This is a genomic window from Sphingomonas sp. SORGH_AS_0438, from assembly GCF_031453475.1.
Classification (GTDB): domain Bacteria; phylum Pseudomonadota; class Alphaproteobacteria; order Sphingomonadales; family Sphingomonadaceae; genus Sphingomonas.
Window position 1 is genome coordinate 2701670 of the sequence record NZ_JAVIZS010000001.1, and the last position, 24071, is coordinate 2725740.

The 24071-nt window shown below is 68.9% G+C and carries 20 protein-coding genes; 10 read left to right on the top strand and 10 right to left on the bottom strand.

Annotated features, from left to right (window positions below):
• The first annotated feature begins 90 nt into the window (after positions 1-90).
• Entirely contained in the window at positions 91-546 is a 456-nt protein-coding gene (locus QE452_RS12570) for a peptidylprolyl isomerase (protein WP_309657542.1), read from the top strand.
• 59 nt (positions 547-605) lie between these two features.
• Here QE452_RS12570 and QE452_RS12575 read toward each other — a convergent pair whose 3' ends face one another.
• The gene (locus QE452_RS12575; RefSeq protein ID WP_309657541.1) at positions 606-1889 is read right to left on the bottom strand and encodes an MFS transporter; all 1284 of its coding nucleotides are present in this window, start codon (positions 1887-1889) and stop codon (positions 606-608) included.
• Complete coding sequence (locus QE452_RS12580) at positions 1886-2206, bottom strand: antibiotic biosynthesis monooxygenase (RefSeq protein ID WP_309657540.1); 321 nt, start codon at positions 2204-2206, stop codon at positions 1886-1888. The genes QE452_RS12575 and QE452_RS12580 overlap by 4 nt, the downstream gene beginning before the upstream one ends.
• Positions 2207-2455: 249 nt before the next feature.
• On the opposite strand from QE452_RS12580, the gene QE452_RS12585 reads away from it, so the two are divergent.
• The 6 genes from QE452_RS12585 to treY all read left to right on the top strand — a co-directional run bounded on the left by QE452_RS12585 (position 2456) and on the right by treY (position 12260).
• Entirely contained in the window at positions 2456-3067 is a 612-nt protein-coding gene (locus QE452_RS12585; protein WP_125994718.1) for a class I SAM-dependent methyltransferase, read from the top strand.
• Between the two features lie 22 nt (positions 3068-3089).
• On the top strand, positions 3090-3944 hold the full coding sequence (locus tag QE452_RS12590; RefSeq protein ID WP_309657539.1) for an alpha/beta hydrolase: 855 nt from the start codon (positions 3090-3092) through the stop codon (positions 3942-3944).
• 129 nt (positions 3945-4073) lie between these two features.
• A complete protein-coding gene (gene glgX, locus QE452_RS12595) occupies positions 4074-6194 on the top strand; it encodes a glycogen debranching protein GlgX (RefSeq protein ID WP_309657538.1) in 2121 nt (706 codons plus the stop codon).
• Positions 6191-7903: a malto-oligosyltrehalose trehalohydrolase gene (gene treZ, locus QE452_RS12600; RefSeq protein ID WP_309657537.1), complete on the top strand. Its 1713-nt coding sequence runs from the start codon at positions 6191-6193 to the stop codon at positions 7901-7903. The genes glgX and treZ overlap by 4 nt, the downstream gene beginning before the upstream one ends.
• Positions 7900-9873 carry a 4-alpha-glucanotransferase gene (malQ, locus tag QE452_RS12605; RefSeq protein WP_309657536.1) on the top strand — a complete coding sequence of 658 codons (1974 nt, stop codon included), beginning with the start codon at positions 7900-7902 and terminating at the stop codon, positions 9871-9873. The genes treZ and malQ overlap by 4 nt, the downstream gene beginning before the upstream one ends.
• The gene (treY, locus tag QE452_RS12610) at positions 9870-12260 is read left to right on the top strand and encodes a malto-oligosyltrehalose synthase (RefSeq protein ID WP_309657535.1); all 2391 of its coding nucleotides are present in this window, start codon (positions 9870-9872) and stop codon (positions 12258-12260) included. Before malQ ends, treY begins: the two co-directional genes overlap by 4 nt.
• A 300-nt stretch (positions 12261-12560) precedes the next feature.
• Here treY and QE452_RS12615 read toward each other — a convergent pair whose 3' ends face one another.
• Together QE452_RS12615 and typA are read right to left on the bottom strand one after the other, a co-directional pair.
• Entirely contained in the window at positions 12561-12899 is a 339-nt protein-coding gene (locus QE452_RS12615) for a hypothetical protein (protein ID WP_309657534.1), read from the bottom strand.
• An 86-nt stretch (positions 12900-12985) separates the two neighbouring features.
• On the bottom strand, positions 12986-14827 hold the full coding sequence (gene typA, locus QE452_RS12620) for a translational GTPase TypA (protein WP_125994725.1): 1842 nt from the start codon (positions 14825-14827) through the stop codon (positions 12986-12988).
• Positions 14828-15041: 214 nt separating this feature from the next.
• Here typA and QE452_RS12625 point away from each other — a divergent pair, with 214 nt between their 5' ends.
• Positions 15042-16259 (top strand): toxic anion resistance protein, encoded by a 1218-nt coding sequence (locus tag QE452_RS12625; protein WP_309657533.1) that lies wholly within the window; start codon positions 15042-15044, stop codon positions 16257-16259.
• Between the two features lie 10 nt (positions 16260-16269).
• Positions 16270-16974 (top strand): hypothetical protein, encoded by a 705-nt coding sequence (locus QE452_RS12630; protein WP_309657532.1) that lies wholly within the window; start codon positions 16270-16272, stop codon positions 16972-16974.
• Positions 16975-17016: 42 nt separating this feature from the next.
• Here the strand turns inward: QE452_RS12630 and QE452_RS12635 are convergent, their stop codons facing one another.
• From QE452_RS12635 to QE452_RS12645, 3 genes are all read right to left on the bottom strand, one after another.
• Complete coding sequence (locus QE452_RS12635) at positions 17017-18528, bottom strand: HWE histidine kinase domain-containing protein (protein ID WP_309657531.1); 1512 nt, start codon at positions 18526-18528, stop codon at positions 17017-17019.
• A gap of 81 nt (positions 18529-18609) precedes the next feature.
• A complete protein-coding gene (locus tag QE452_RS12640) occupies positions 18610-19428 on the bottom strand; it encodes an oxygenase MpaB family protein (protein ID WP_309730123.1) in 819 nt (272 codons plus the stop codon).
• A gap of 74 nt (positions 19429-19502) precedes the next feature.
• Positions 19503-20732, bottom strand: coding sequence for an argininosuccinate synthase (locus QE452_RS12645; RefSeq protein WP_309657529.1), 1230 nt, complete (start codon positions 20730-20732; stop codon positions 19503-19505).
• Between the two features lie 110 nt (positions 20733-20842).
• Here QE452_RS12645 and QE452_RS12650 point away from each other — a divergent pair, with 110 nt between their 5' ends.
• Positions 20843-21238, top strand: a complete 396-nt coding sequence (locus QE452_RS12650) for an EF-hand domain-containing protein (protein WP_164523576.1) — start codon at positions 20843-20845, stop codon at positions 21236-21238.
• A 46-nt stretch (positions 21239-21284) separates the two neighbouring features.
• On the opposite strand, the gene QE452_RS12655 is transcribed toward QE452_RS12650, so the two are convergent.
• The 3 genes from QE452_RS12655 to QE452_RS12665 all read right to left on the bottom strand — a co-directional run bounded on the left by QE452_RS12655 (position 21285) and on the right by QE452_RS12665 (position 24046).
• Positions 21285-22511, bottom strand: coding sequence for a cyclopropane-fatty-acyl-phospholipid synthase family protein (locus tag QE452_RS12655; RefSeq protein WP_309657528.1), 1227 nt, complete (start codon positions 22509-22511; stop codon positions 21285-21287).
• Between the two features lie 63 nt (positions 22512-22574).
• Positions 22575-23318, bottom strand: coding sequence for a molybdopterin-dependent oxidoreductase (locus tag QE452_RS12660; RefSeq protein ID WP_309657527.1), 744 nt, complete (start codon positions 23316-23318; stop codon positions 22575-22577).
• On the bottom strand, positions 23315-24046 hold the full coding sequence (locus QE452_RS12665; RefSeq protein ID WP_309657526.1) for a cytochrome b/b6 domain-containing protein: 732 nt from the start codon (positions 24044-24046) through the stop codon (positions 23315-23317). The genes QE452_RS12660 and QE452_RS12665 overlap by 4 nt, the downstream gene beginning before the upstream one ends.
• Positions 24047-24071 lie beyond the last annotated feature (25 nt).

A 24071-nucleotide genomic window follows, 5' to 3' on the forward strand; every position in this document is an offset into this window, starting at 1 on the left:
TATCCTGCCCCACCCCGCTTTTCCAGCGCCGGCATTTGCCAGCGGGGATGGGCGTCCCTATCTGCCACGCTTCAAATCTGGAGCTTACCCATGGCCGATACCCCCGAGACGCTGATCCTGACGCTGGACGGCGGCGACGTCACCATCAATCTGCGCCCCGATCTCGCGCCCGAGCATGTCAAGCGCATCGCCGAGCTGGCGGACGAGGGCTTTTACGACGGCGTCGTGTTCCACCGCGTCATCCCCGGCTTCATGGCGCAGGGCGGCGATCCGACCGGCACCGGGATGCACGGTTCGGACAAGCCCAACCTGCGCCAGGAATTCTCGAAGGAGCCGCATGTGCGCGGCGTCTGCTCGATGGCGCGGACCAACGATCCAAACTCGGCCAATTCGCAGTTCTTCATCTGCTTCGACGATGCGCGCTTCCTCGACGGCCAGTACACCGTCTGGGGCGTGGTGACCGACGGCATGGAGCTGATCGACGCGCTGCCCAAGGGCGAGCCGCCGCGCGAGCCGGGCAAGATCGTCAAGGCGCGCACCGCCTGATCGATCGCGGATCGCGAAACAGGGGCGTCGCGGGATCACCGGCGGCGCCCCTTTTCGTATCAGCGGCGGCGGAGCAGCAAGCCGATCACCAGCAGCGCCAGCGTCCCGCCCGCGACCAGATAGGGCAAGGGCCGCCACGCCTCGTAGAGAGCGATGCCGATCGAGGGGCCGAGCACGAAGCTGGCGCCGTTGATGCTCGTGACCTTGCCCGCCACCGACCCCTGCGCCGCCGACCCGACGGCCAGCGACGCACCGGCGGTGAAGCCCGGCCGAGTGAAGCCGAAGCCGAGGCTGGCCAGCGCATAGGCCAGCGCGATGCCGTAGAGCGACGGGGCCAGGCCGGTCAGCGCGCAGCCCGCCGCCGCCAGCGCCGATCCCACCAGCACCAGCCGGCGCGGCGACAGGTTGAGCAGCGGGATCAGCCCCCATTGCACCAGCAGCGCAGCACCCGCGCCCATCATCAGCACCAGCCCGGTCGGCTCCAGCGCGGCGGCCGGCGCGACATGGAGCCGGTCGATGACCAGGAAGCCGATCGCCTGGCTGACCATCGCCTGCGCATGGCCGGTGACCAGCCCGACCACCATCCAGATGCGGATGCGCCGGTCGGCATAACCGACCCGTTCGACATGGCTTTCGGTCGCGGCGCGGACGCTGGCCCCGGTCGGCGCGCTGCCGATCGAGGGATAGGCGGAGGACGCGCCCGCCGCCTCGCCGGGGACGGGCCGGTCATCGGGCAGCAGCGCGCGCACCGTCGCCCAGACCAGCGCACCGAACAGCGCGAACAGGAAGGCGGGGCCGGCCAGCCCGATCTCATAGCCCCCGACATGGCCCAGCAGCAGATAGGGCGCGATCGCCGGCCCCAGGATGGTGCCGAGCCCGAAGGCGGAGGCGAGCAGGGTCAGCGCGCGCGTCCGCTCCTCACGCGTGGTGTGGCCGGCAACCAGCGCCTGCACGGCGGGCGGCGCGGCCGAGCCCAGCCCGCCATAGAGCATCCGCCCGACCACGAAGAGCGCGAAGGCGGTGGTGCCGCCGACCAGCCCGTTGATCCCCGCCGCCAGGAACGTGCCGCACAGCAGCAGCGACAGCACATAGCCGCCCAGCCCCAGCAGGATCATCGCGCGGTGACCATGTCGGCCCGACCGGTTGGCCCAGAGCGGCGCGGCGATCACCCACAGCAATGCCGATACGGAAAAGGCCAGCGCGACGGCCGAATCCTTCACCCCCAGCGACCGGCCCAGCGCCGGCAGCACCGATTGCAGCGCGGTGTTGCCGGCGGCGATGGTCAGCATCACCGTGAACATCAGCAGGAAGTCGCGGTCGCGCCGCGTCGCCAGCGGGTTCATGCGCGCGTCCAGCCATAGGCACGCTCGATCACGCCCGCCGCGACGGCGTGGCGCTCATACCATTCGGCGCGGCCGCGCGCGCGGATCGCGGCATGTTCGGGGTGCTCGCGCCACGCCCGTGCCGATTCGGCGTCGGCCCACCAGCTCACCGTGATGCCGAACCCGTCCGCCCCCCGCGCGCTGTCGACGCCGCGATAGCCCGGCTGCGCTGCGGCGAGCACGTCCATCGCCGCCGCCGCCGCGGCATAGCCGTCCTCGTCCGCATCGACCCGCTGCGACAGGAAGATGACCGCATATTGCCCGGTCCGATCCGTCATGCTTCCGTTCCTCCGATCGTGCCGGCTGTAGAACCGATCGCCATCGCACGGGAATGTCCGAAATGCGCATCGGCACGGCGATTGCCGGCGCGGGGACGGGAAGACGCACAACATTGTGGGGCGGCGACGCCCCCATCCCCCCTCGGCTAACCGCAGGTTGCAACCCTATGGCTTGCAACTCGTTCGGGACTTGTGCGACGGAGGGGCTGCCTCGCCGTTCGTGTGGGGACCACGATCGACAGGATTCAGATGGCCAGTTCGTCTTCAGCCGCTCGCCGCGCGCGCCGTCCCGCCGGGATTCCATCCCCGGCGCAGATGTTCTTCCAGGGATTCCTGAAGCACCCGGTGATGGTCGGGTCGATCATCCCTTCGTCCGACAAGCTGATCCGCAAGATGCTGGCGCCCGTCGACTGGCAGAATTGCAAGCTGTTCGTCGAATACGGTCCCGGCGTCGGCACCTTCTGCCGCCCGATCCTGGAGCGGATGGCCCCCGACGCGACGCTGATCGCGATCGACACCAATGCGGACTTCATCCGCTATCTGGATGCCACCATCACCGACAGCCGCTTCGTCGCGGTCGAGGGATCGGCGGCGGATGTCGAGCGGATCATCGCCGAGCGTGGCTTCGCCCATGCCGACTATATCCTGTCGGGCCTGCCCTTCTCCACCTTGCCGCCCGGCGTCGGCCCGGCGATCGCCGCCGCGACTCACCGCGCGCTGCGCATCGACGGCGCGTTCCTGGTCTATCAGTTCAGCCCCAAGGTGAAGGACTTCCTGATCCCGCACTGGTCGTCGATCGACCATGACATGGAATGGTGGAACGTCCCCCCGGCCCAGCTCTACTGGGCCTGGAAGGAGTGATCCGACGCCCCGGCCGGCGCTGATGCGCAGGCTCGGCCGGCGCGGCGCACTGGGCGCGATGCTGGCGCTGGCGACGGCCGCCTGTTCGCCGCTGCTGCTGTTCAACGGCCTGACGCCCAAGGATGGCGGCACCGTCCGCCTGGTCCATGACGCCGCCTTCGCCCCCGGTCCGCGCGGCACGCTCAACGTCTATGCGCCCAAGGCCCCCGGCCGCTACCCGATCATCGTCTTCCTCTATGGCGGATCGTGGAACAGCGGGACGAAGCAGGGCTATGCCTTTGTCGGCCGGGCGCTGGCGGCGCAGGGCTTTGTCGTCGCCATCCCCGATTACCGTCTGGTCCCGGAGGTCCGCTTCCCTGATTTCCTGCGCGACCATGCCGCCGCCGTCCACTGGGTCCGGGTTCATGCCGCCACGCTGCACGGCGATCCCGACCGGCTGGTGCTCGCCGGCCATTCGGCGGGGGCCTATGGCGCGGCGATGCTGGCGGTCGACCCGCAATGGCTGGGCGCGGATCGTCGGGCCGTGCGCGGCTGGATCGGCTTGGCCGGCCCCTATGACTTCCTGCCGCTCGACCAAGCCGTGACCAAGGCCGCGTTCGGCGGCGCGCCCGATCTTCGCGCCACCCAGCCGCTGCTGGTCGCCACCGCCGACACGCCGCCGGCGCTGCTCGCGACCGGTGACGACGACACGCTGGTCCGCCCGCGCAATAGCGACCGGCTGGCCGAGCGGCTAACGAACCTGGGCGTTACGGTCGAGCGGCGGCGCTATGCGAAGCTCGGCCATGTCGGCATCCTCACCGCCATCGCCCGTCCCCTGCGCGGCCGGGCCCCCGTGCTCGCCGACATGGTGCGATTCGCCAGCCGGGTGACGCGCTGATCCGGGCCGATCCGGCCGAAACCGGATTGCTTTTGATCAATCGATTGCCGCGACGCGGCGAACGTCACGGAACATCCCTTTGCGGCGGGCATTCACAGGCCGTTCATCGCAATCTAGGGGTCCGCCTTGATGTCACTGCCCGACCGGCTCGAAGCCGGCTCGCCCTATCCGCTCGGTGCGACCTGCGTGGAGGGCGGCATCAACTTCGCAGTCTTCTCCGCCAATGCGGAGGGGATCGAGCTCTGCCTGTTCGACGACCAGGGCAAGCGCGAGTTGAAACGCTATCCCCTGCTCGAATGCACCGACGAGGTGTGGCACGGCTATCTGCCCGATGCCGGACCGGGGCTGCGCTACGGATACCGCGCCTATGGCCCCTATGATCCGGAGGCGGGGCACCGCTTCAACCCCAACAAGCTGCTGCTCGATCCCTATGCCCGCCGCCTGCACGGCAGCATCAAGTGGACCGACGCGCTGCACGGCTATCAGGTCCGCTCGAAGAAGGAGGACCTGTCCTTCGACAAGCGCGACAGCGCGCCCGCCATGCCCAAGGGCGTGGTGGTCGACGATCATTTCGACTGGTCGCAGGACCGCCGCCCCAACACCCCCTGGGCGGACACGGTGGTCTATGAGGCGCATGTGAAGGGGCTGACCAAGCTGTTCGAGCTGGTCCCCCCGCGTGAGCGCGGCACCTATGCGGCGCTCGGCCATCCCAAGGTGATCGACCATCTGCGCCGGCTGGGCGTCACGGCGCTGGAGCTGATGCCGATCCACGCCTTCACCCAGGACCGGTTCCTGACCGAGAAGGGCCTGAGCAACTATTGGGGCTACAACACCCTCTCCTTCTTCGCGCCCGAGCAGCGCTATTTCGCGGGCGACAGCCATGACGAACTGCGCCGGGCGGTGCGCAAGCTGCACGCGGCGGGGATCGAGGTGATTCTGGACGTGGTCTACAACCACACTTGCGAAGGATCGGAAAAGGGGCCGACCCTGTCGTGGCGCGGGCTGGACAACGCGACCTATTACCGGCTGGTCAAGGACCAGCCCCGCTATGCGATCAACGACACCGGCACCGGCAATACGATCAACACCGACAAGGCGCGCGTCATCCAGATGATCGCCGACTCGCTGCGCTATTGGGCGACCAGCTTCGGCATCGACGGCTTCCGCTTCGACCTGGGGCTGACGCTGGGGCGGACGGAGACGGGCTTCGATCCCGGCCATGCCTTTTTCGACGTGCTGCGCCAGGACCCGATCCTGGGCCGGCTGAAGCTGTCGACCGAGCCTTGGGACATCGGACCCGGCGGTTACCAGCTCGGCAATTTCCCGCCGGGCTTCGCCGAATGGAACGACAAGTATCGCGACACGGTGCGCAAGTTCTGGCGCGGCGACCCGTCGCAGCGCGGCGATCTGGCGGCCCGCCTGTCCGGCTCCGCCGACCTGTTCGACCGGCGCGCGCGCCGGCCCTGGGCCAGCGTCAACCTGCTCGCGGCGCATGACGGCTACACGCTCTACGACACGGTCGCCTATGAGCAGCGCCACAACGAGGCGAACAAGGAGGATAATCGTGACGGTCACAGCGAGAATTACTCCCGCAACTGGGGCGCGGAGGGCGAGACCGAGGACGAGGGCATCAAGGCGACCCGCGCCACCGTGCAGCGGTCGATGCTGACCACCCTGTTCGCCTCGCTCGGCACACCGATGCTGGTCGCGGGCGACGAGTTCGGCCGGACCCAGGGCGGCAACAACAACGCCTATTGCCAGGACGACGAGATCAGCTGGCTCGACTGGAAGCGGGCGGAGACGCCGGAGGGCAAGGCGCTGTTCGCCTTCACCGCGCGTCTCACCGAATTGCGCCGCCGTTTTTCGGTGCTGCGCGCGCCGGTGTTCCTCTATGGCCAGGATTCGCCGGGCGCGGGCGTCAACGACATCGAATGGTGGGACGAGCGGGGCGAGCGCCTGTCCGATGGCGACTGGAACAATCCGGAGGGTCGCGCCCTGGTGATGCGCCGCGCGGTCAAGCTGGACAATGGCGATGTCGAGGCGGTGTCGCTGCTGCTCAACGGCTCGGACGACGCCATCACCTTCAAGCTGCCGCCGCCCGAACATGCCAAGCGTACCGTGCTGGTCGACAGCACCGATCCGCAGGTCGTGGATGCGGCGTTCGAGGAGGATTACCAGCTCGGCGCACACGGCGCGGCGCTGGTAGCCTGGACGATCGCGGCCGCCGATCTGGAGTCCGACCCGGCATGAGCGACTGGGGACCGACACGCACGGCGGACGGCACCCGCTTCCGCCTCTGGGCCCCCGATCGCGATGCGGTAACGCTGGAGATTGACGGGCACGGGTCGCAGGCGATGACGGCGGCGGGCGATGGCTGGTTCACCGCCACCGCGCCCGTCGGTGCCGGTACGCGCTATCGCTTCCGCATCGGTGACATGGCGGTCCCCGACCCCGCATCGCGGGCGCAGGACGGCGGCGTCAATGGCTGGAGCCTGGTCGTCGATCCGGACGCCTATCGCTGGCGGCATGACGACTGGGCCGGCCGCCCCTGGGAAGCGATGGTGATCGAGGAGGTCCATGCCGGCCTGCTCGGCGGCTTCGACGGCGTGGCCAAGCGCTTGCCGATGCTGGCGGAGCTGGGCGTGACCGCGATCGAGTTGATGCCCGTCAACGCGTTCGGCGGCACGCGCAACTGGGGCTATGACGGCGTGCTGCCCTATGCCCCGGCGGAAGGCTATGGCACGCCGGACCAGTTGCGCGCGCTGGTCGACGACGCGCACGGCCTGGGGATCAGTGTCTTCCTCGACGTGGTCTACAATCATTTCGGGCCGGACGGGAATTACCTGGGCGAGTATGCGTCCGGCTTCTTCCATCCGGAGGTGAAGACGCCCTGGGGCGGGGCGGTCGCAGTGGACAAGGAGCCGGTCCGCCGCTTCTTCATCGACAATGCGCTGATGTGGCTGCGCGAGTTCCGCGTCGACGGCCTGCGCTTCGACGCGGTTCATGCGATCAACGACAATGGCTTTCTCGACACGATGGCGACCGAGTTGCGCGCCTCGGTCGACCGCCCGGTGCATCTGGTGCTGGAGAATGAGAGCAACGACGCCGACCGGCTCGCGCCCGGCGGGTACGATGCGCAGTGGAACGACGATTTCCACAATGTCCTGCACGTCCTGCTGACCGGCGAGGACCATGCCTATTACCGCGACTTCGCCGAACGCCCGGCGGAGCGGCTGGCGCGGTGCCTGCGCGACGGCTTCATCTATCAGGGCGAGGGATCGCCCAATCACGACGGCGCGCCGCGCGGCAAGCCATCGGGCCATCTGCCCGCCACGCGCTTCGTGTCCTTCCTCCAAAATCACGACCAGATCGGCAACCGGGCGCTGGGCGAGCGGCTGACGGTGCTGGCCGACCCGGCCAAGCTGGCGGCGGCGACCGTGCTCTGGGCGCTGTCGCCGCAGATCCCGCTGCTGTTCATGGGGGACGCGACGGGTTCGGAGACGCCCTATCTGTTCTTCACCGACTTCCATGACGAGCTCGCCGATGCGGTGCGCGAGGGTCGGCGGCGCGAGTTCAAGGGCCATCCCGGCTTCGATTCGGAAGAGGATCGCGAAAGCATCCCCGATCCCAATGCCCGCTCCACCTTCGACGCCTCGCGCCCGGAGGACGGGCCGGATGCGGCGGCGTGGCGCGATCTCTATCGCCGCCTGCTCGCCCTGCGCGGCGAGCGGATCGTGCCGGTGCTGTCCGGTGCGCAGGGCGAGTCGGCCGAGGCGATCGGCGACGCGGCGGTGGTTGCGCGCTGGCGGATGAAGGACGACAGCCTCCTGACGATTGCGATCAATCTGGGGGATGAAATGGTGCCTGCCGACCTGCCAACCACCACGCCGCTGTTCGCGGCCGGGCCTGACGATAGGACCGGCCTGCCCCCCGCCTCCTGCCGCGTCTGGCTGGCATGACCGGGCTCGGGGCCCTCGCCGAGGCGGCGGGACTGCAGGTGGACTGGACCGATGCCAGCGGCCAGGCCAAGCGCGTGTCCGACGACGCGCTGGTCGACGTGCTGGGCGCGCTCGGCCTGGCGGCGGACAGCGACGCCGCCATCGCGGAGTCGCGCGAGCGGCTCGCGGCCGAGCAGAGCGCCGACCGGGCGGGCTTCGTCTCGGTCGATCAGGGTTCGGTCGCCGACCTGCCCTTCGCGCCGCGCGGGACACTCCATCTCGCCGGCGGCGGTACGATCGCGGTGGACGGCAGGCTGCCCGCGATCGACGAGACCGGCTATCACCGGCTGGAACTGGACGATGGCGAGATGACGGTCGCGGTCGCGCCGTCGCGCTGCTTCGGCGTGGCGGATGCCGCGCCCGGCCGGCGGCTCTGGGGACCGGCGGTGCAGATTCCGGCGCTGCGCGATCATCGGACGACCGGCTTCGGCGATTTCGGCAGTCTCGCGCACAGCGCCGCCGCCTTCGGACAGGCTGGCGCGGAGACGCTGGCGATCAGCCCGATCCATGCGCTGTTCCCCGCCGATCCGTCGCGGTTCAGCCCCTATGCGCCGTCGAGCCGGCTGTTCCTCAACATCTTCTACGCCGATCCCAGCCTGGTCGGGCATCCGCTGCCCCCGGAGGACGCGCCCGAGCTGATCGATTGGGCGAACGCGATCCCGCGTCGCATGGCCGCACTGCACGCCGCCTATGACGCCGCGACGCCCGCGATCCGCGACGCGGTGGCGCAATTTGCACTGGATGGCGGCGACGAGCTGCGCCGCCACGCCCGGTTCGATGCGCTGCACACCCATTTCTTCGGACAGGGCGCACGCGGCTGGCAGGATTGGCCGAGCGCCTATCACGATCCGGCCGGCGACGCGGTCGCCGACTTCGCCCGCGCCCGTGCCGCGGAGGTCGATTTCTTCCTGTTCTGCCAGTGGCTGGCGGATCGCGGACTAGCCGAGGCGCAGAAGGCGGCGAAGGATGCCGGCATGGCGCTGGGCCTGATCGCCGATCTCGCGGTCGGCATGGACGGCGGCGGCAGCCATGCCTGGAGCCGGCGCGACGACCTCATCAACGGCCTGTCGATCGGCGCGCCGCCCGACATATTGGGGCCGGAGGGGCAGAATTGGGGCATTACCGGCTTCTCGCCCCAGGCGCTGCGGCGTGAGGGGTTCGCTCCCTTCATCGCCACCGTCCGCGCCGCGCTCGGCCGGGACGGCGCACGCGCGGGCGGCATCCGCATCGACCATGCGATGGGGCTGTGCCGCCTCTGGGTGGTGCCGCACGGCAAGACGTCGAAGGAGGGCGCCTACCTTTCCTATCCCCTGCCCGACATGCTCCGCATCCTCGCGATCGAGAGCCATGCCGCCCGCGCGGTGGTGATCGGCGAAGATCTGGGCACGGTGCCCGAGGGCTTCCGCCCCGCCTCCGAGGCGCGCGGCATCTTCGGGATGCGGGTGATGCCGTTCGAGACGCGCGGCGACGATCTGGTCCCGCCCCGGGATTATGACGCACAGGCCGCCGCGATGACCGGCACCCACGACCTGCCGACCATGGCCGGCTGGTGGCAGGGCAACGACATCGCCTGGAACCGCAAGCTGGGCCGCGCCGTGGCCGACGATGCCGACGCGACCCGCGACCGCGAGCGGGCCGGCTGGTGGCGCAGCTTCCAGGCCGCCGGGCTGGTCGAGGGCGAGGCCCCCGCCGCCGACGATCCCGATGCCGTGGTCGACGCCGCGCTGGGCTTTGTCGGCCGGACCCCCAGCGCCATCGCCATCCTGCCGCTGGAGGATGTGGTCGGGCTGGTCGAACAGCCCAACCTGCCCGGCACCACCGACGAACATCCCAATTGGCGACGGCGGATGCCGGACGCGACCGACGCGCTGCTCCAGCGGCCCGAGGTCGCACGGCACGTCGCGATCCTCAACGAAGCGAGAACCGCATGACCCTTCGCGCCACCTATCGCCTCCAGATGCACAAGGATTTTCCGTTCCGGGCGGCGGAGGCGATCGTCCCCTATCTGGAGCGGCTGGGGATCAGCCACCTCTATCTGTCGCCGATCACCACCGCCGCCAAGGGCTCGACCCATGGCTATGACGTGGTCGACCCGACCGCGATCAATCCCGAGCTTGGCGGCGAGGACGGCTATCGCGCGCTCGTCGACACGGCGCGGGCGCATGGGCTGGGCGTGATCATCGACATCGTCCCCAATCACATGGGCGTCGCGGGCGGCGAGAATGCCTGGTGGAACGACGTGCTGGCCAAGGGCGAGGCGAGCGACTTCGCCACGGTGTTCGACATCGACTTTTCCCGTCCCATCGTCCTGCCGGTACTGGGCGATCCGCTGCCCCAGGCGCTGGAGCAGGGTGCGATCACCGTCGAGGGTGACGAGATCGTCGCGTACGGCGAGCATCGCTTCCCCCTCCGCCCCGAGGATCGCGGCATCGGTGCGCAGGACGAGGTGACCGGCGAGGCGCTCGCCGAACTGCTCGACCGCCAGCATTACCGCCTCGCCTGGTGGCGCACGGCGGACGACGAACTCAACTGGCGGCGCTTCTTCACCGTCAACGAGCTGGCCGGCGTCCGCATCGCGCAGGAGCCGGTGTTCGAACGCACCCATGCGCTCTATTTCCGCCTGTGGCAGGAGGGGCTGATCGACGGCGTCCGCATCGACCATGTCGACGGCCTGACCGACCCGGCCGGCTATTGCCGCCGCCTGCGCGCCCGCTTCGAATCCATGCCGCGCGCCGACGGCGCCCCCGCCATCATCTGGGTCGAGAAGATCCTGGGCGCGGGCGAGCCGCTGGCCCAGGACTGGGGCATCGACGGCACCAGCGGCTATGACTTCATGGAAGAGGTCAACCTGCTGCTCCACGACCCGGCGGGCGAAGCGCCGCTGGCGGAGGCCTGGGCGCGGATCAGTGGCCGCGCCGCCGACTTCCCGCCGGAGGAGTTGCAGGCGCGCCAGGACGTGCTCGCCTGGGCGTTCGAGGGGCAACTCAACAGCTGTATCCGCGCCTTCGCCGCGCTCGCCGCCTCCGACCCGCAAAGCGCGGCGATCACGCCGGAGATGCTGCGCCGGGCGATCGTGCGGCTGCTCTGGGTCTTCCCGGTCTATCGCACCTATGGCTTGGGCGATTCGGCACCCGAGGCCGACGTGGCGATCCGGGCGGAGGCGCGCGGGCGGGTGCAGTCGCTGATCCCGCCGGGCGAGGATTTCGTCACCGACGCGATCATGGCCTGGCTGGCCGGCGAGGGTCCGGGCGACACCGATCTGGCGCGCGAAGCGGTGCGCCGCTTCCAACAGCTTTCCGCCCCCGTCGCGGCCAAGGGCGTGGAGGACACCGCCTTCTACCGCTATGGCCGGTTGCTCTCGCGCAACGATGTCGGTTTCGACGCCAGCCGTTTCGCCGGCGACGTGGCCGAGTTCCACGACCGGATGCAGGCCCGCGCCACCGACTGGCCGCGCGCGCTGCTCGCCACCGCGACGCATGACCATAAGCGCGGCGAGGATGTCCGCGCCCGGCTGGCGATCCTCAGCCAGATGCCCGACCGGTGGCTGGCGGCGGTCGACCGCTGGGACGCGGAAGCCGAGCGGCTGGCCCCGGAGGTCGATCCCGCCGACCGCTACATGCTGCTCCAGATGATCTATGGCGCCTGGCCCGACGGCCTGGGCACCGACGATGCCGACGGCCTGACCGACTTCGCCGGGCGGCTGTCGGCCTGGCAGGAAAAGGCGCTGCGCGAGGGCAAGCTCCGCTCGTCCTGGGAAGCACCGGCGGAGGAATATGAGGACAAGGTCAAGGCGCTGATCGTCGCCCTGCTCGATCCGGCCAAGGGCTCGGCCTTCCTCGCCGATCTCGCCGCCTTCCACCAGGAGACGGCGCCGGCGGCCGAGGCGGCGATGCTCGCGCAGCTGGCGCTGCGGCTGACCGTGCCGGGCGTGCCCGACACCTATCAGGGCACCGAGCGGCCCGATTACAGCCTGGTCGATCCCGACAACCGCCGCCCGGTCGACTATGACGCGTGCGAGCGCGCCTTGGCGGACGGCAGCATGCCCAAGCTGGCGCTGCTCGCCGAGATCCTGGCGCTGCGCCGGGAGCATGCCGCGGTCTTCGCCGATGGCAGCTACCACCCCCTGCCCGTCTCGGGCGCGGGTGCAGACCGGGTCGTCGCCTTCCTGCGCGTGGCAGGCGACACCCGCCTGCTCGTCATGGTGGCGCTGCGCGTGCCGGCGGACGGCTGGGGCGATGCGGCGGTGACTGTGGAGGGCGAGGCGATGCCGCTCGCCACGCTGCTCGCCGAGCGAAACGTGGTGGTGCGTCCGCTCTGACCTGTCGGGAGACTTTACAAGCCGGTCAGCGAGGGCAGGAGCGTTAACCAGCGGAACCACGCGTTTCCGCCATTCGCCTGGACTGGCACATAGCCTGCTATGACAAGGGCAGCCGAAGCCTCAGCGCTTTCAGCAGGGTGGACCAGCCGCTACGACGGTCTCGCGCCGGTCCACCCGCACCCGGCTTGCTCCCCCTCCGCGATCCCGCAATGGCAAGGCGGCGCGGGGGATCTCCCGACTCTCGCAGTCCCCGCTCATCGGGCGGGTCCCGAACCTCGCCCGTTTCCGGGCACGCTCGCCTCATCCCCGGCCGGGACCACGCGCCGCGAACCAGCCGGATAGCGCCGAAACGGCGACGACGGGAATGGCCAGAACCACCGCCGTCAGCACCCCTGCCGCCCATAGATTCCCCCACCCGGCGGTCCACGCCATGACGGGAAGCTGGGCGAACGTCACGATCGCGCCCGCCATCCACCCACGCGACCGCAGGAGCAGGCCGCCCCCCGCGGACAGGACGAAGGACAGGGGATAGCAAAGCCGCCAATAGGCGTCCGCATCCCAGGGCTCTTCCACATTCCCGATATGGCAGACGATGCTCCAATAGAGCAGGCTGGCCAGCAGCAGGACGATCCGCTTCATCGGGCATGATCCTTCGCCATGGCGCGACACCGAAAAAGGGCCGGACGTTTCCGCCCGGCCCCTTCTCTTTTCCAAAGCCCGAAAGCTTATGCCGCCTTGGAGCGCGCGGCGCGCTTGCGCTCGTTGGGATCGAGGAAGCGCTTGCGCAGCCGGATCGACTTGGGCGTCACTTCGACCATCTCGTCGTCGTCGATATAGGCGATCGCTTGTTCCAGCGTCATCTTCTTCGGCGGGGTCAAGCGGATGGCATCGTCCTTGCCGCCCGAGGCGCGGAAGTTGGTCAGCTGCTTCGCCTTCATCGGATTGACCTCCAGGTCATCCGTCTTGGCGTTCTCGCCGATCACCATGCCTTCGTACAGCGCCTCGCCGTGGCCGACGAACAGGATGCCGCGCTCTTCAAGCGGACCCAGCGCATAGCCCTGGGCCTCGCCCGCGCCGTTCGAGATGAGGACGCCGTTTTTGCGGCCCTCGATCTTGCCCTTGTGGGGGCCGTACTTCTCGAACAGGCGGTTCATGATGCCGGTGCCGCGCGTGTCCGACAGGAACTCGCCGTGATAGCCGATCATGCCGCGCGACGGCGCGGAGAAGGTGATGCGGGTCTTGCCGCCGCCCGAGGGACGCATGTCGGTCATCTCGGCCTTGCGGAGGTTCATCTTCTCGACGACCGTGCCCGAATATTCCTCGTCCACGTCGATGATGACGGTCTCGTACGGCTCGGTCTTGTTGCCGTTCTCGTCCTCGCCGAACAGCACGCGCGGGCGGCTGATGCCCAGCTCGAAGCCCTCGCGGCGCATCGTCTCGATCAGCACGCCGAGCTGAAGCTCGCCGCGACCGGCGACTTCGTAGCTGTCGCGGTCGTCGCTCTCGGTGACCTTCACCGCGACGTTCGATTCCGCTTCGCGCAGCAGGCGATCGCGGATCATGCGGCTGGTCACCTTGGTGCCCTCACGGCCCGCCATCGGCGAGTCGTTGACCGCGAAGCGCATCGACAGCGTCGGCGGATCGATCGGCTGCGCGTGCAGCGGCTCGCTCACGCTGGTGTCGGCGATGGTGTTCGCCACGGTCGCGACCGTCAGGCCGGCGAGGCTGATGATGTCGCCCGCCTTCGCCTCGTCCACCGGCACGCGGTCCAGGCCGCGGAACGCCATGATCTTCGACGCACGGCCCGTCTCGACGATGTTGCCGTCATTGTCGAGCGCGTGGATCGCCTGGTTGGTGCGCACCGTGCCCGAGTTGACGCGCCCGGTCAGGATGCGGCCCAGGAAGTTGTCGCGGTCGAGCAGCGTCACCAGGAAGGTGAAGGGCACGTCCTCGACTTCCACCTTGGGCGCCGGAACATGGTTCACGATCGTCTCGAACATCGGGATCAGCGTGCCTTCGCGCGCGTCCATGTCGGTCGAGGCATAGCCGTTGCGGCCGGAGGCGTAGAGCACGGGGAAGTCGAGCTGCTCGTCATTCGCGTCGAGCGAGACGAACAGGTCGAACACCTCGTCCAGCACTTCCTGGATGCGGGCGTCGGCGCGGTCGACCTTGTTGACGACGACGATCGGCTTCAGGCCGAGCGCCAGCGCCTTGCCGGTCACGAACTTCGTCTGCGGCATCGCGCCTTCCGACGAGTCGACCAGCAGGACGACGCCGTCGACCATGGACAGGATGCGCTCCACCTCGCCGCCGAAATCGGCGTGGCCGGGGGTGTCGACGATGTTGATGCGGATGGACTCGTCGCTGCCCGGCGGCGTCCAGTCGACCGAGGTCGGCTTCGCCAGGATGGTGATCCCGCGTTCTTTTTCGAGGTCGTTGGAGTCCATCGCGCGCTCTTCGACGCGCTGGTTGTCGCGGAAGGTGCCCGACTGACGGAAAAGCTGGTCGACAAGGGTCGTTTTGCCGTGGTCGACGTGCGCGATGATCGCCACGTTGCGGAGGCTCATGGGGAATCCTGGATGTCTGGAGCGAAGTTGGCGCGCGCCATAGCCTAATTGGTGCGTCGCGGGAAGGGTCCGTCCGAATCCGCCCGTCGCGCCGCCGCGTCCTGGCCGGATTCCTTGTCACGACGCCCACCGTCTTATAGATACAATACAGTTGAGTTACGGCGGCCGCGCACTAGTCTATGGTGCAGGCGGATACCGCAGTTGGAGGAACAGGATGGCGACCACGGCGGACACGATCACGACGGGCACGGCGGCGCCGGGGCTGGTGCTGACCCCGCCCGATCCGGTGCCGACCGTCGCGGCGGAACAGGCCGCCGGGCTGGTGCCGGTCGAGGAGGGCAAGAAGTCGCAGCTCGACCAGCGCGTCGACGGCTTCATCACCGATCTCGTCGCGCAGGACGTCAACAGCCCCGAATTCGGCAAGCGGGTCGATGCGATCACCGCGATGGGCGCGAAGGAGATCCGCGAGGCGGCGAACCACAGCAACCGCTTCCTCGACCGGCCGGTCAAGGCGATGGATCGCGACACCGGCGTCGGCAAGGACCTGACCGAGTTGCGCCGCATCGTCGAGGAACTGGACCCGGGCCGGAAGGGCGCGCTGTCCGGCCCGCGCAAGCTGTTCGGCGTCATCCCGTTCGGCAACAAGATGCGCGACTATTTCGACGGCTATCGCTCGTCGCAATCGCATATCAGCGCGATCCTGAAGAGCCTGGCGTCCGGCAAGGACGAACTGCTGATGGACAATGCCGCGATCGATACCGAACGCGCCAATCTGTGGGCGGCGATGGGCCGGCTGGAGCAGATGATCCACCTGTCGCGCAGCATGGACCAGAAGCTGGAGGACAAGGCCAACGAACTGGACCACACCGATCCCGCCAAGGCCAAGGCGATCCGCGAGACGGCCCTGTTCTACACCCGCCAGCGCACGCAGGACCTGCTGACCCAGATGGCGGTGACGGTGCAGGGCTATCTGGCGCTGGACCTGGTCAAGAAGAACAATGTCGAGCTGGTGAAGGGCGTCGACCGCGCCTCCACCACCACGGTCGCGGCGCTGCGCACCGCCGTCACCGTGGCGCAGGCGATGACCAACCAGCGGCTGGTGCTGGAGCAGATCACCCAGCTCAACACCACCACCGCCAACATCATCGATTCGACCGGCAAACTGCTGAAGGAAAACACCGCGCGCATCCATGAACAGGCCGCGAGCGCGACCATCCCGCTGGAGACGCTGCAACGCGCCTTCCAGAACATCTACGACACGATGGATGCGATCGACACGTTCAAGCTCAAGGCGCTCGATTCGATGAAGACCACGGTCAACACGCTCGGCAACGAGGTGGAGAAGTCGCGCGGCTATATCGCGCGGGCCGAGGGCGCGACGCAGGGCCAGGTGCGCGGGCCCGGCGACGCGTTCCGCCTCGAGTCGCTGTGAGGCCGGCGGCATGAGCGAAGTCGACGACGCGATCGCAGCGGCGCGCGCCTCCTGGACGCGGATCAGCGCGACCGAGGGTGGCGCGCCGGCCCGTCGCCCGGTGCGGCGCAACCAGCCGCTTGGCCGCCGGCTGAAGCGGATCGTGGTCGCCGACGCGGCGATCCTGCTGGCGGCGCTGGTCGTCGGCATGGTGATGCCGCTGGGGATCATGGGTGCGCTGCTGGTGATGCTGCTGCTGGTCGCGGCGACGATGCTCTTCGCGGTGTGGCCGCCGGAGAATGCCGCCGCGCCGCCACCCGACAAGCTCCGCACCGTCGATCTGAAGGCGCTGCCCGCCCAGACCGGTCGCTGGCTGAACGCGCAGCGCCCCGCCCTGCCCGCGCCGGCCCAGCATCTGCTCGACCGGATCGGCGACCGGCTCGACACGCTGTCGCCGCAGCTCGGCCGGGTCGAGCCGGAAGGCGAACTGGCCGGCGAGATCCGCCGGCTGGTCGGCGAGCAGCTGCCCGCCTTCGTCACCGATTACGGCCGCGTGCCCGAGCCGCTGCGCCGGGTCGAGCGCAACGGCCGCACGCCCGACGGCGCGCTGGTCGACGGCCTGTCGGTGATCGAACGCGAGATCGCCGCCATGACCGGCCGGCTGGCGCAGGACGATCTCGACAGCCTCCAGACGCGCGGTCGCTATCTGGAAACCCGCTATGGTGGGGAAAGCTGAGCGCGCTGCCTGTCCCGCGGCCGCTCCGCGTCCTTGCGCCCTCTACAGCCGCAGGTCGGTGAGCAGCGCGCACATCGTGGTGGTGAAGCCGGTCGGCAGGTAGTGGCTCTCGACGCCGCCGCCGCCGATCAGTCCGCGTTCGATCAGCCGCGAACCGAAACCGATGCGGGTCGGCGGCGCGGCCGGCGGGCCGCCCTCCTCGCGCCATTCCAGCACCAGTTGATCGCCGGCACTGGTCGGATCGATCCGCCAGCGGACGATCAGGCCACCATGTTCGACCGACAGCGCGCCATATTTCACCGCATTGGTGCCGAGTTCGTGCACCAGCAACGAGGTCGACAGCGCCGCGCGCGGGCCCAGGGCGACCGGCGGCCCCTCGATCCGGCAGCGGCCGGGCGCGGCCAGCACCGCCAGCACGTCGCGCGCGACGGTGGCCAGGTCGGCGCTCGCCCAGTTGCGGCCCAGCAGCACGTCATGCGCGGTGGCGAGCGCGCCCAGCCGTCGCTCGAACGCCTCCACCGCCGGCCGGTCGGAGGCGCGGCGCAGCGTCTGGGTGGCGACCGCCTGGACCATGGTTAGCGTGTTCTTCATCCGGTGCGACAATTCCAGGTTGAGCACGCGCTGCTGCGCCTCCGCCTCCGCGCGCGAGACGCCCGCCTCGACCCGGTCGGCGACCTTGCGCAGGAAGACCAGCTCGCTGTCGCTCCAGCGGCGCGGGCGGCAGTCATGGACGAACACGGCCGCCATCGCGCTGCCATGCTCGCCGCGCACCGGCATGTTGACCAGCGCCTGCACATCGATCGCCAGCGACGCCGCCGACTTGGCCGCCATGCGCGGATCGCGGCGTACATCCTCGACCACCAGCGGTTCGGACCGGGCCAGATGCTCGAGGATATCGCCGTAATCGGCATAGCGATGCCGCCCGGCGAGACTGGCGATCCCCGGCATCGTCCAGTCCGCCTGGATGTCGATCGTCCCCTCCAGCGAGTCGACATAGCCGAAGCCGGCGCGGATCACGCCCAGCGTCGCGCCGATGATCCGGGCGGCGGTGGCGGCCATGTCGACGACCTTGTCCTGCTCGCGCAACTGGTCGCCGAGCAGCAGCAGCGCCTCTTGCTGGCGGAGTTCGCGAATCCGCTCGGTCACGTCGAGCAGCAGCACCGCGAAGCGATCGTCCTCCAGATGGATCGCCCGCCCCTCGAAATCGCGGCCGAGCGTCGCGACATGGCAGGTGAAGGCGGTGGAGGTGCGTTGCGCCACCATCTCCGCCGTCTCGTCGATCAGCGTCGTCTCGAATCCAGGGATGATGGTGCGGATGGTGCGGCCGATCATCGCGCTTGGTCCGCGCGGATCGAGGCTGGCGAAGGCGGCGTTGACGTCGAGGATCAGCCAGTCGACCGCGCGACCATCGGCATCGCGGATCAGCTGCGCGACCAGCATCCCCTCCGCCAGCCCTTCGAACAGGCGATTGGCGTGGCGCAGCCGCACATCATGGTCCGCCTCCCCGCCGCCGGCCGGGATGCGGCCGGGCGATGATGCTTCATGCGAAGCCATATCGGTCCGAAGCCCCCCTGTATGTCAGGGGATAGAACAAGAAATGGAGCTATATTGCAACAATATAGACGACAACGCCCGTTAATGGAGCGCCCACTGCATTAACCGGCCTACCCCCAAAGCGCCCAATCGCAACACAGGTTTGCCGATCTCTGGTCTGATAAACCCGTGCAGCCGCGCCGCCCATTCGGGCAATAGATCAATCCCCGCCTGCATCATGACATGGTTGATCGGTGCGTTCAGCCGGCTGGGACTGGGTTGGTTGGTCAAGTGGCGGGCGACCGTCCGCGTGCGATGATCCACCCGCAGCGCCGGCCGCATCGCATCCAGATAGGCGGTCAGCGCGGCGCGGCTGGTCGGCACGTCGCGCGCGCCCAGCCGTTCGGCGATCACCGCCATCTCCCGGACATAGGCGTCCTGCCGCGCGACCGGCATGTCCTGCTCGCGATAGCGGCGGCAGGCACGCAGGAAGCTGTCGACCTCGACCGCATGGACCCAGAGCAGCAGTTCCGGATCATTGGCGGAATAGGGTCGCCCATCGGGCAGCACCCCCGCGACCCGGTCATGGATGCGGCGGACGCGCGCGATCATCCCCTCCGCCGCCTCGGTCGCGCCATAGGTGGTGACGGAGATGAACTGCGCGGTGCGCCGCAGCCGGCCCAGCGTATCGTGGCGATAGTCGCTATGGTCCCACACCCCCGCCAGCGCGGCCGGGTGGAGCATCTGCACCAGTAGCGAGGCGACGCCACCGATCATCATGCTGGTGAAGTCGCCATGCACGGCCCAGGTGACCGAATCGGGGCCGAACAGCCCGTCGTCGCCGGGCGGGCGGGTCAGGTCGATCTCGCCGCTGCCCACCAGCTCCCGCACCCGTCCGCCGATCGCCTGTCGCATGTCCATGCGCAGGAGATAGGGCGGAGGGGCCGGGTTTTCAGGGGGTTGGAGCGGAGTCAGCCGCCCCACCCCCCGATCGATCAGCGGTCGCGGCGGCCGAGCAGGCGCAGGCGCAGCGCGTTCAGCTTGATGAAGCCGGCGGCGTCGCGCTGGTCATAGGCGCCCTGATCGTCCTCGAAGGTCACGACCTTCTCCGAATAGAGCGAATGTGGCGACTTGCGGCCGGTGACGTTGCAGCTGCCCTTGTACAGCTTCAGGCGGACGGTGCCGGTCACCTTCTCCTGGCTGTAGTTGACCGCGGCCTGCAGCATCTCGCGCTCCGGCGAGAACCAGAAGCCGTTATAGACCAGCTCGGCATAGCGCGGGGCCAGCTCGTCCTTTAGATGCGCGGCGCCGCGATCGAGCGTGATCTGCTCGATGCCGCGATGCGCCAGGACATAGATGGTGCCGCCCGGCGTCTCGTACATGCCGCGGCTCTTCATGCCGACGAAGCGGTTCTCGACCAGGTCGAGCCGGCCGATGCCGTGCTTGCGGCCCAGGTCGTTGAGCGCCGCCAGCAGCGTCGCCGGGCTCATCGCCACGCCGTTCAGCGCGACGCCGTCGCCACGCTCGAAATCGATCGTGATCGTCTCCGGCTGGTCCGGCGCATCCTCGGGATTGACGGTGCGCGAATAGACGTAGTCGGGCACCTCGTCCCACGGGTCCTCCAGCACCTTGCCCTCGGACGAGGTGTGCAGCAGGTTGGCGTCGGTCGAGAAGGGCGCTTCGCCGCGCTTGTCCTTCGACACCGGGATCTGGTGCGCCTCGGCGAACTCGATCAGGCGGCTGCGGCTGGTCAGGTCCCATTCGCGCCACGGCGCGATCACGCGGATGTCGGGCGCAAGCGCATAATAGCCCAGCTCGAAGCGGACCTGGTCGTTGCCCTTGCCGGTGGCGCCGTGTGACACGGCGTCGGCGCCGACCATCTTGGCGATCTCGATCTGGCGCTTGGCGATCAGCGGCCGCGCGATCGAGGTGCCGAGCAGGTACAGCCCCTCGTAGAGCGCGTTGGCGCGCATCATCGGGAAGACGTAATCCTTCACGAATTCTTCGCGCAGGTCGTCGATGAAGATATGCTCGGGCTTCACGCCCATCAGCTCGGCCTTGGCGCGGGCCGGCTCCAGCTCCTCGCCCTGGCCCAGGTCGGCGGTGAAGGTCACCACCTCGCACTGATACTCCTGCTGGAGCCATTTGAGGATGACGCTGGTGTCCAGTCCGCCCGAATAGGCGAGGACGACCTTGTTGACGGCGGGGCGGGTGGAGTCGGTCATGCGCGGGCCGATATGCGCTGCTCGCCCGCTCCGCAACACCTGAGCCGATGTTCAGCCTCGGTGCAGCCGATTTTCGGCACAGGGCGCACAGTTTCTATCTGGAGAATCCGATGCGTTTCGCTGTCGCCGCGCTGCTGCCCCTCATGGTCGGCGCCGCCCTCTCGCCCGCCGCCGCGCAGGACACGGCCCAGTCCGCCGCCGCCAAGTTCGCCAAGGAATTCGCCGCCACCGACACCAACAGGGACGGCGTGCTGACCCGCGACGAGGTGCAGGCGCGCATCACCAACATGGCGGCGGGACGCGGTCGGATCGATCCCGTCCATGCCAAGCGGCTGGCCGACCTGTGGTTCGACCGGGCGGACGCCAACAAGGACGGCAAGGTGACGCAGAAGGAAGCGCAGGCGCTGCTCGCCGCGACCTTCCGCCGCTACGACCGCGACGGCGACGGCAAGATCAGCCCCGAGGAGCGTGCGGCGGCGGCCGGCGCGGTGAAGTCGGGCCGCTAGGCCTTCCTCCCGTGCTCCGGCGAACGCCAGGGCACGGGGCCGGTCCTCACGCCCCGCGCAGGCGGCGTTCGTCGGCTTCGATATAGTCGCGGGTCAGCGGCACGGTCAGCCGGCTCTTCGACAGCTGGATCTGGTAGTTGCACATGCCCCCCGACCGGAACGCCGCCGCCGCGCCCGCCAGGTAGAAGGTCCACATATTGTAGAATCGCTGGTCGTAGAGCGCGACGATCTGGTCGCGCGCGGCGACGGTGCGGTCGTACCAATGGTCGATCGTCATGGCGTAATGAACGCGCAGCACCTCGACATCGGTCGGGAACAGCCGCGTCCCCTCATAGCCGCGCACGATCTCCGACAGGGCGGGGTTGTAGCCGCCGGGGAAGATGTACTTGGTGGTGAAGGTGTCGGTGACGCCGGGCCCGCCCATCCGGCCGATCGTATGGAGCAGCATCACGCCATCGTCGGTCAGCAGGTCGCGGCACTTGCGGAAGAACTGGCCGTAATGCGGCGGGCCGACATGTTCGAACATGCCGACCGACACGATCCGGTCGAACTGCCCGGTCACGTCGCGATAGTCGATCAGCTCGAACCGCACCTTGTCGGCGACGCCGGCCTCCTGGGCGCGGCGGCGCGCGACCTTCAGCTGTTCCTCGGACAGGGTGACGCCCAGCACCTCCGCGCCGGTCTTCTGGTGCAGGAACAGCGCCATGCCGCCCCAGCCGCAGCCGATATCCAGCACCTTCATGCCGGGGCGCAGCAGCAGCTTGGCGGCGATATGCGCCTTCTTGTCGGCCTGCGCGCGTTCCAGGCTGTTGTCGGGATCGGTGAAATAGGCGCAGCTATATTGCCGGTCCGCGTCCAGGAAGAGGTCGTAGAGCCGGTCGGACAGGTCGTAATGATGCGCGACGTTCCGCTTGGAGCGGCGCTGCATGTTGATCCGGTCGACGCGGTGGATCACCTGCCCCGCCAGCCGGATCGGCAGCGCCGGCTTCTCCGCGCCGCCGGCTTCCCAGGGATTATTGCCCTTCAACAGGGTGACCAGGTCGCGGATATCGCCCCGGTCGATGACCAGCCGCCCGTCCATGAACGCTTCCGCCGCGCCCAGCGACGGATGGCGGACGATTCGCCCCGGCGTCGCGGCGTCGGTGAAGCGGATCGCGACGTCGCGGAACCGGGGGTCGGGCGTGCCGAAGCTTCGGGTCTTGCCATCGGCATAAGTGACGGAGAGTTGCCCATGCCTGATCTGGGCAGCGAGAAATCGATCGATCAGCGCCATGCGCGTCCTGCTACGCTCCTAAGCCAAAGCTTGCCATAGCTTAAGTTGCCCGGGCAACGATCGTCAAATCCCTGCATACCAGTCATAATCGACCCGGTCCTCCCAATAGCCGCCCTTGCCGAGGCCGATGCCCGCCAGGCTGGCGACGGCATCGATCCGCATGAGATATTTGGCGTGCTTATAGCCCAGCTGCCGCTCGACCCGCAGGCGGCAGGGCGCGCCATGCGGCACGTCCAGCGGCCGGCCGTTCATCGCCCAGGCCAGGATCGTCTGCGGGTGGAAGGCGTCGACCAGGTCGATCGATTCATAATAGGGCGCGCCGCCATAGAGGTCGGCACAGGTGAAGACGATGTAGCGCGCCGCCCGGCGCAACCCCGCCGCCTTCAGCACATTGCCCAGCATCGGCCCGGTCCATTGCCCGATCGCGCTCCACCCCTCGACGCAGTCGTGGCGCGTGATCTGGCTGCGATTGGGCAGCGCGCGCAGATCGGCGAGCGACAGGGTGAGCGGCCGCTCGACCAGCCCGCCGACCGCCAGTCGCCAGTCGACGAAACGGTTGGCGGCGAGCGCCTTATATTCGGGCGTGCCGGGGTCGTAGGTGCCGTTGGCGCGGAAGATGGGCGAGCGTTGATCGGGCCGGAACTCGGGCGCGAGCGCCCCCCGGTCCATCAGCGCGCGTTGCAGGCCACGCTGCATATCCTCGCCCGCGAACAGGATCTTGCGCGCCGCCGGGATCTGCACCACCCGGTCGCAGCCCGCCAGCAACAGTCCCGCGCCCCCGGCGAGCAGATTGCGTCGCGCGATCATTCGGGCACCCTCCACCAGCCGGTCAGCATCGACCGGACCTCGTTGATCGGCCCCGCCAGGATCACCAGCACCAGATGGACGATGGTGAACAGCGCAATGCCGGTGGCGGCGAGGAAATGGATCGAGCGCGCCGACTGCCGCCCGCCGAACAGGTCGAGCAGCCAGGGCCAGGCCGCGTCCATCGCCGGCGACAGCGCCAGCCCGGTCAGGATCGCCAGCGGCAGTGCGACGAAGAGGATCGCGACATAGGACAGCTTCTGAAAGGCGTTATAGTCGCGCGGCCGCTCCGGATCGTGGAAGCGGAAGTTCCAGTGCGCGCGCAGGTCGGCCCAGAGATGCGCGGGCGACAGGTCGACCCGGCGGACGCGCAGGTCGCGCTGGATATGGCGGTTGGCGAGGCTCCAGAGCAGATGCGCGAGCAGGCCGAACCCCAGCACCAGCGCGAAGAACAGGTGCCAGCGCCGCGAGATCGCCAGATTATAGCTCGCCGGGATGGTGATCCAGGCGGGGAAGCGCGGCAATTGCAGCCAGGCGGGATCGAAATTCGCGCCGTACCGCCCCCAATAGAGGCGCGGATGCGCGTTGGAGATGCCCAGCCCCGATCCCAGCAGGATTACGACCGCCACCGCGCTCACCCAATGCCACACCCGCGTCGCCAGTCCGTGGCGGCGGATCGGGGTGCCGGGCGGCGGCGTTTCGTCAGGCCCGGATCGAAGTCGTGCATCCATGGCTGATCTGTAGCAGGGAAGCGGT

Excerpts from the sequence above, each read along its gene's own strand:
- QE452_RS12655 (WP_309657528.1), bottom strand. The coding sequence starts at position 22,511 with ATGGCGCTGATCGATCGATTTCTCGCTGCCCAGATCAGGCATGGGCAA.
- QE452_RS12590 (WP_309657539.1), top strand. The coding sequence starts at position 3,090 with ATGCGCAGGCTCGGCCGGCGCGGCGCACTGGGCGCGATGCTGGCGCTG.
- QE452_RS12650 (WP_164523576.1), top strand. The coding sequence starts at position 20,843 with ATGCGTTTCGCTGTCGCCGCGCTGCTGCCCCTCATGGTCGGCGCCGCC.
- QE452_RS12585 (WP_125994718.1), top strand. The coding sequence starts at position 2,456 with ATGGCCAGTTCGTCTTCAGCCGCTCGCCGCGCGCGCCGTCCCGCCGGG.
- QE452_RS12575 (WP_309657541.1), bottom strand. The coding sequence starts at position 1,889 with ATGAACCCGCTGGCGACGCGGCGCGACCGCGACTTCCTGCTGATGTTC.
- malQ (WP_309657536.1), top strand. The coding sequence starts at position 7,900 with ATGACCGGGCTCGGGGCCCTCGCCGAGGCGGCGGGACTGCAGGTGGAC.
- QE452_RS12570 (WP_309657542.1), top strand. The coding sequence starts at position 91 with ATGGCCGATACCCCCGAGACGCTGATCCTGACGCTGGACGGCGGCGAC.
- QE452_RS12630 (WP_309657532.1), top strand. The coding sequence starts at position 16,270 with ATGAGCGAAGTCGACGACGCGATCGCAGCGGCGCGCGCCTCCTGGACG.
- QE452_RS12645 (WP_309657529.1), bottom strand. The coding sequence starts at position 20,732 with ATGACCGACTCCACCCGCCCCGCCGTCAACAAGGTCGTCCTCGCCTAT.
- QE452_RS12580 (WP_309657540.1), bottom strand. The coding sequence starts at position 2,206 with ATGACGGATCGGACCGGGCAATATGCGGTCATCTTCCTGTCGCAGCGG.
- treZ (WP_309657537.1), top strand. The coding sequence starts at position 6,191 with ATGAGCGACTGGGGACCGACACGCACGGCGGACGGCACCCGCTTCCGC.
- QE452_RS12660 (WP_309657527.1), bottom strand. The coding sequence starts at position 23,318 with ATGATCGCGCGACGCAATCTGCTCGCCGGGGGCGCGGGACTGTTGCTG.
- QE452_RS12665 (WP_309657526.1), bottom strand. The coding sequence starts at position 24,046 with ATGGATGCACGACTTCGATCCGGGCCTGACGAAACGCCGCCGCCCGGC.
- glgX (WP_309657538.1), top strand. The coding sequence starts at position 4,074 with ATGTCACTGCCCGACCGGCTCGAAGCCGGCTCGCCCTATCCGCTCGGT.
- typA (WP_125994725.1), bottom strand. The coding sequence starts at position 14,827 with ATGAGCCTCCGCAACGTGGCGATCATCGCGCACGTCGACCACGGCAAA.
- QE452_RS12635 (WP_309657531.1), bottom strand. The coding sequence starts at position 18,528 with ATGGCTTCGCATGAAGCATCATCGCCCGGCCGCATCCCGGCCGGCGGC.
- QE452_RS12615 (WP_309657534.1), bottom strand. The coding sequence starts at position 12,899 with ATGAAGCGGATCGTCCTGCTGCTGGCCAGCCTGCTCTATTGGAGCATC.
- QE452_RS12640 (WP_309730123.1), bottom strand. The coding sequence starts at position 19,428 with ATGGACATGCGACAGGCGATCGGCGGACGGGTGCGGGAGCTGGTGGGC.
- treY (WP_309657535.1), top strand. The coding sequence starts at position 9,870 with ATGACCCTTCGCGCCACCTATCGCCTCCAGATGCACAAGGATTTTCCG.
- QE452_RS12625 (WP_309657533.1), top strand. The coding sequence starts at position 15,042 with ATGGCGACCACGGCGGACACGATCACGACGGGCACGGCGGCGCCGGGG.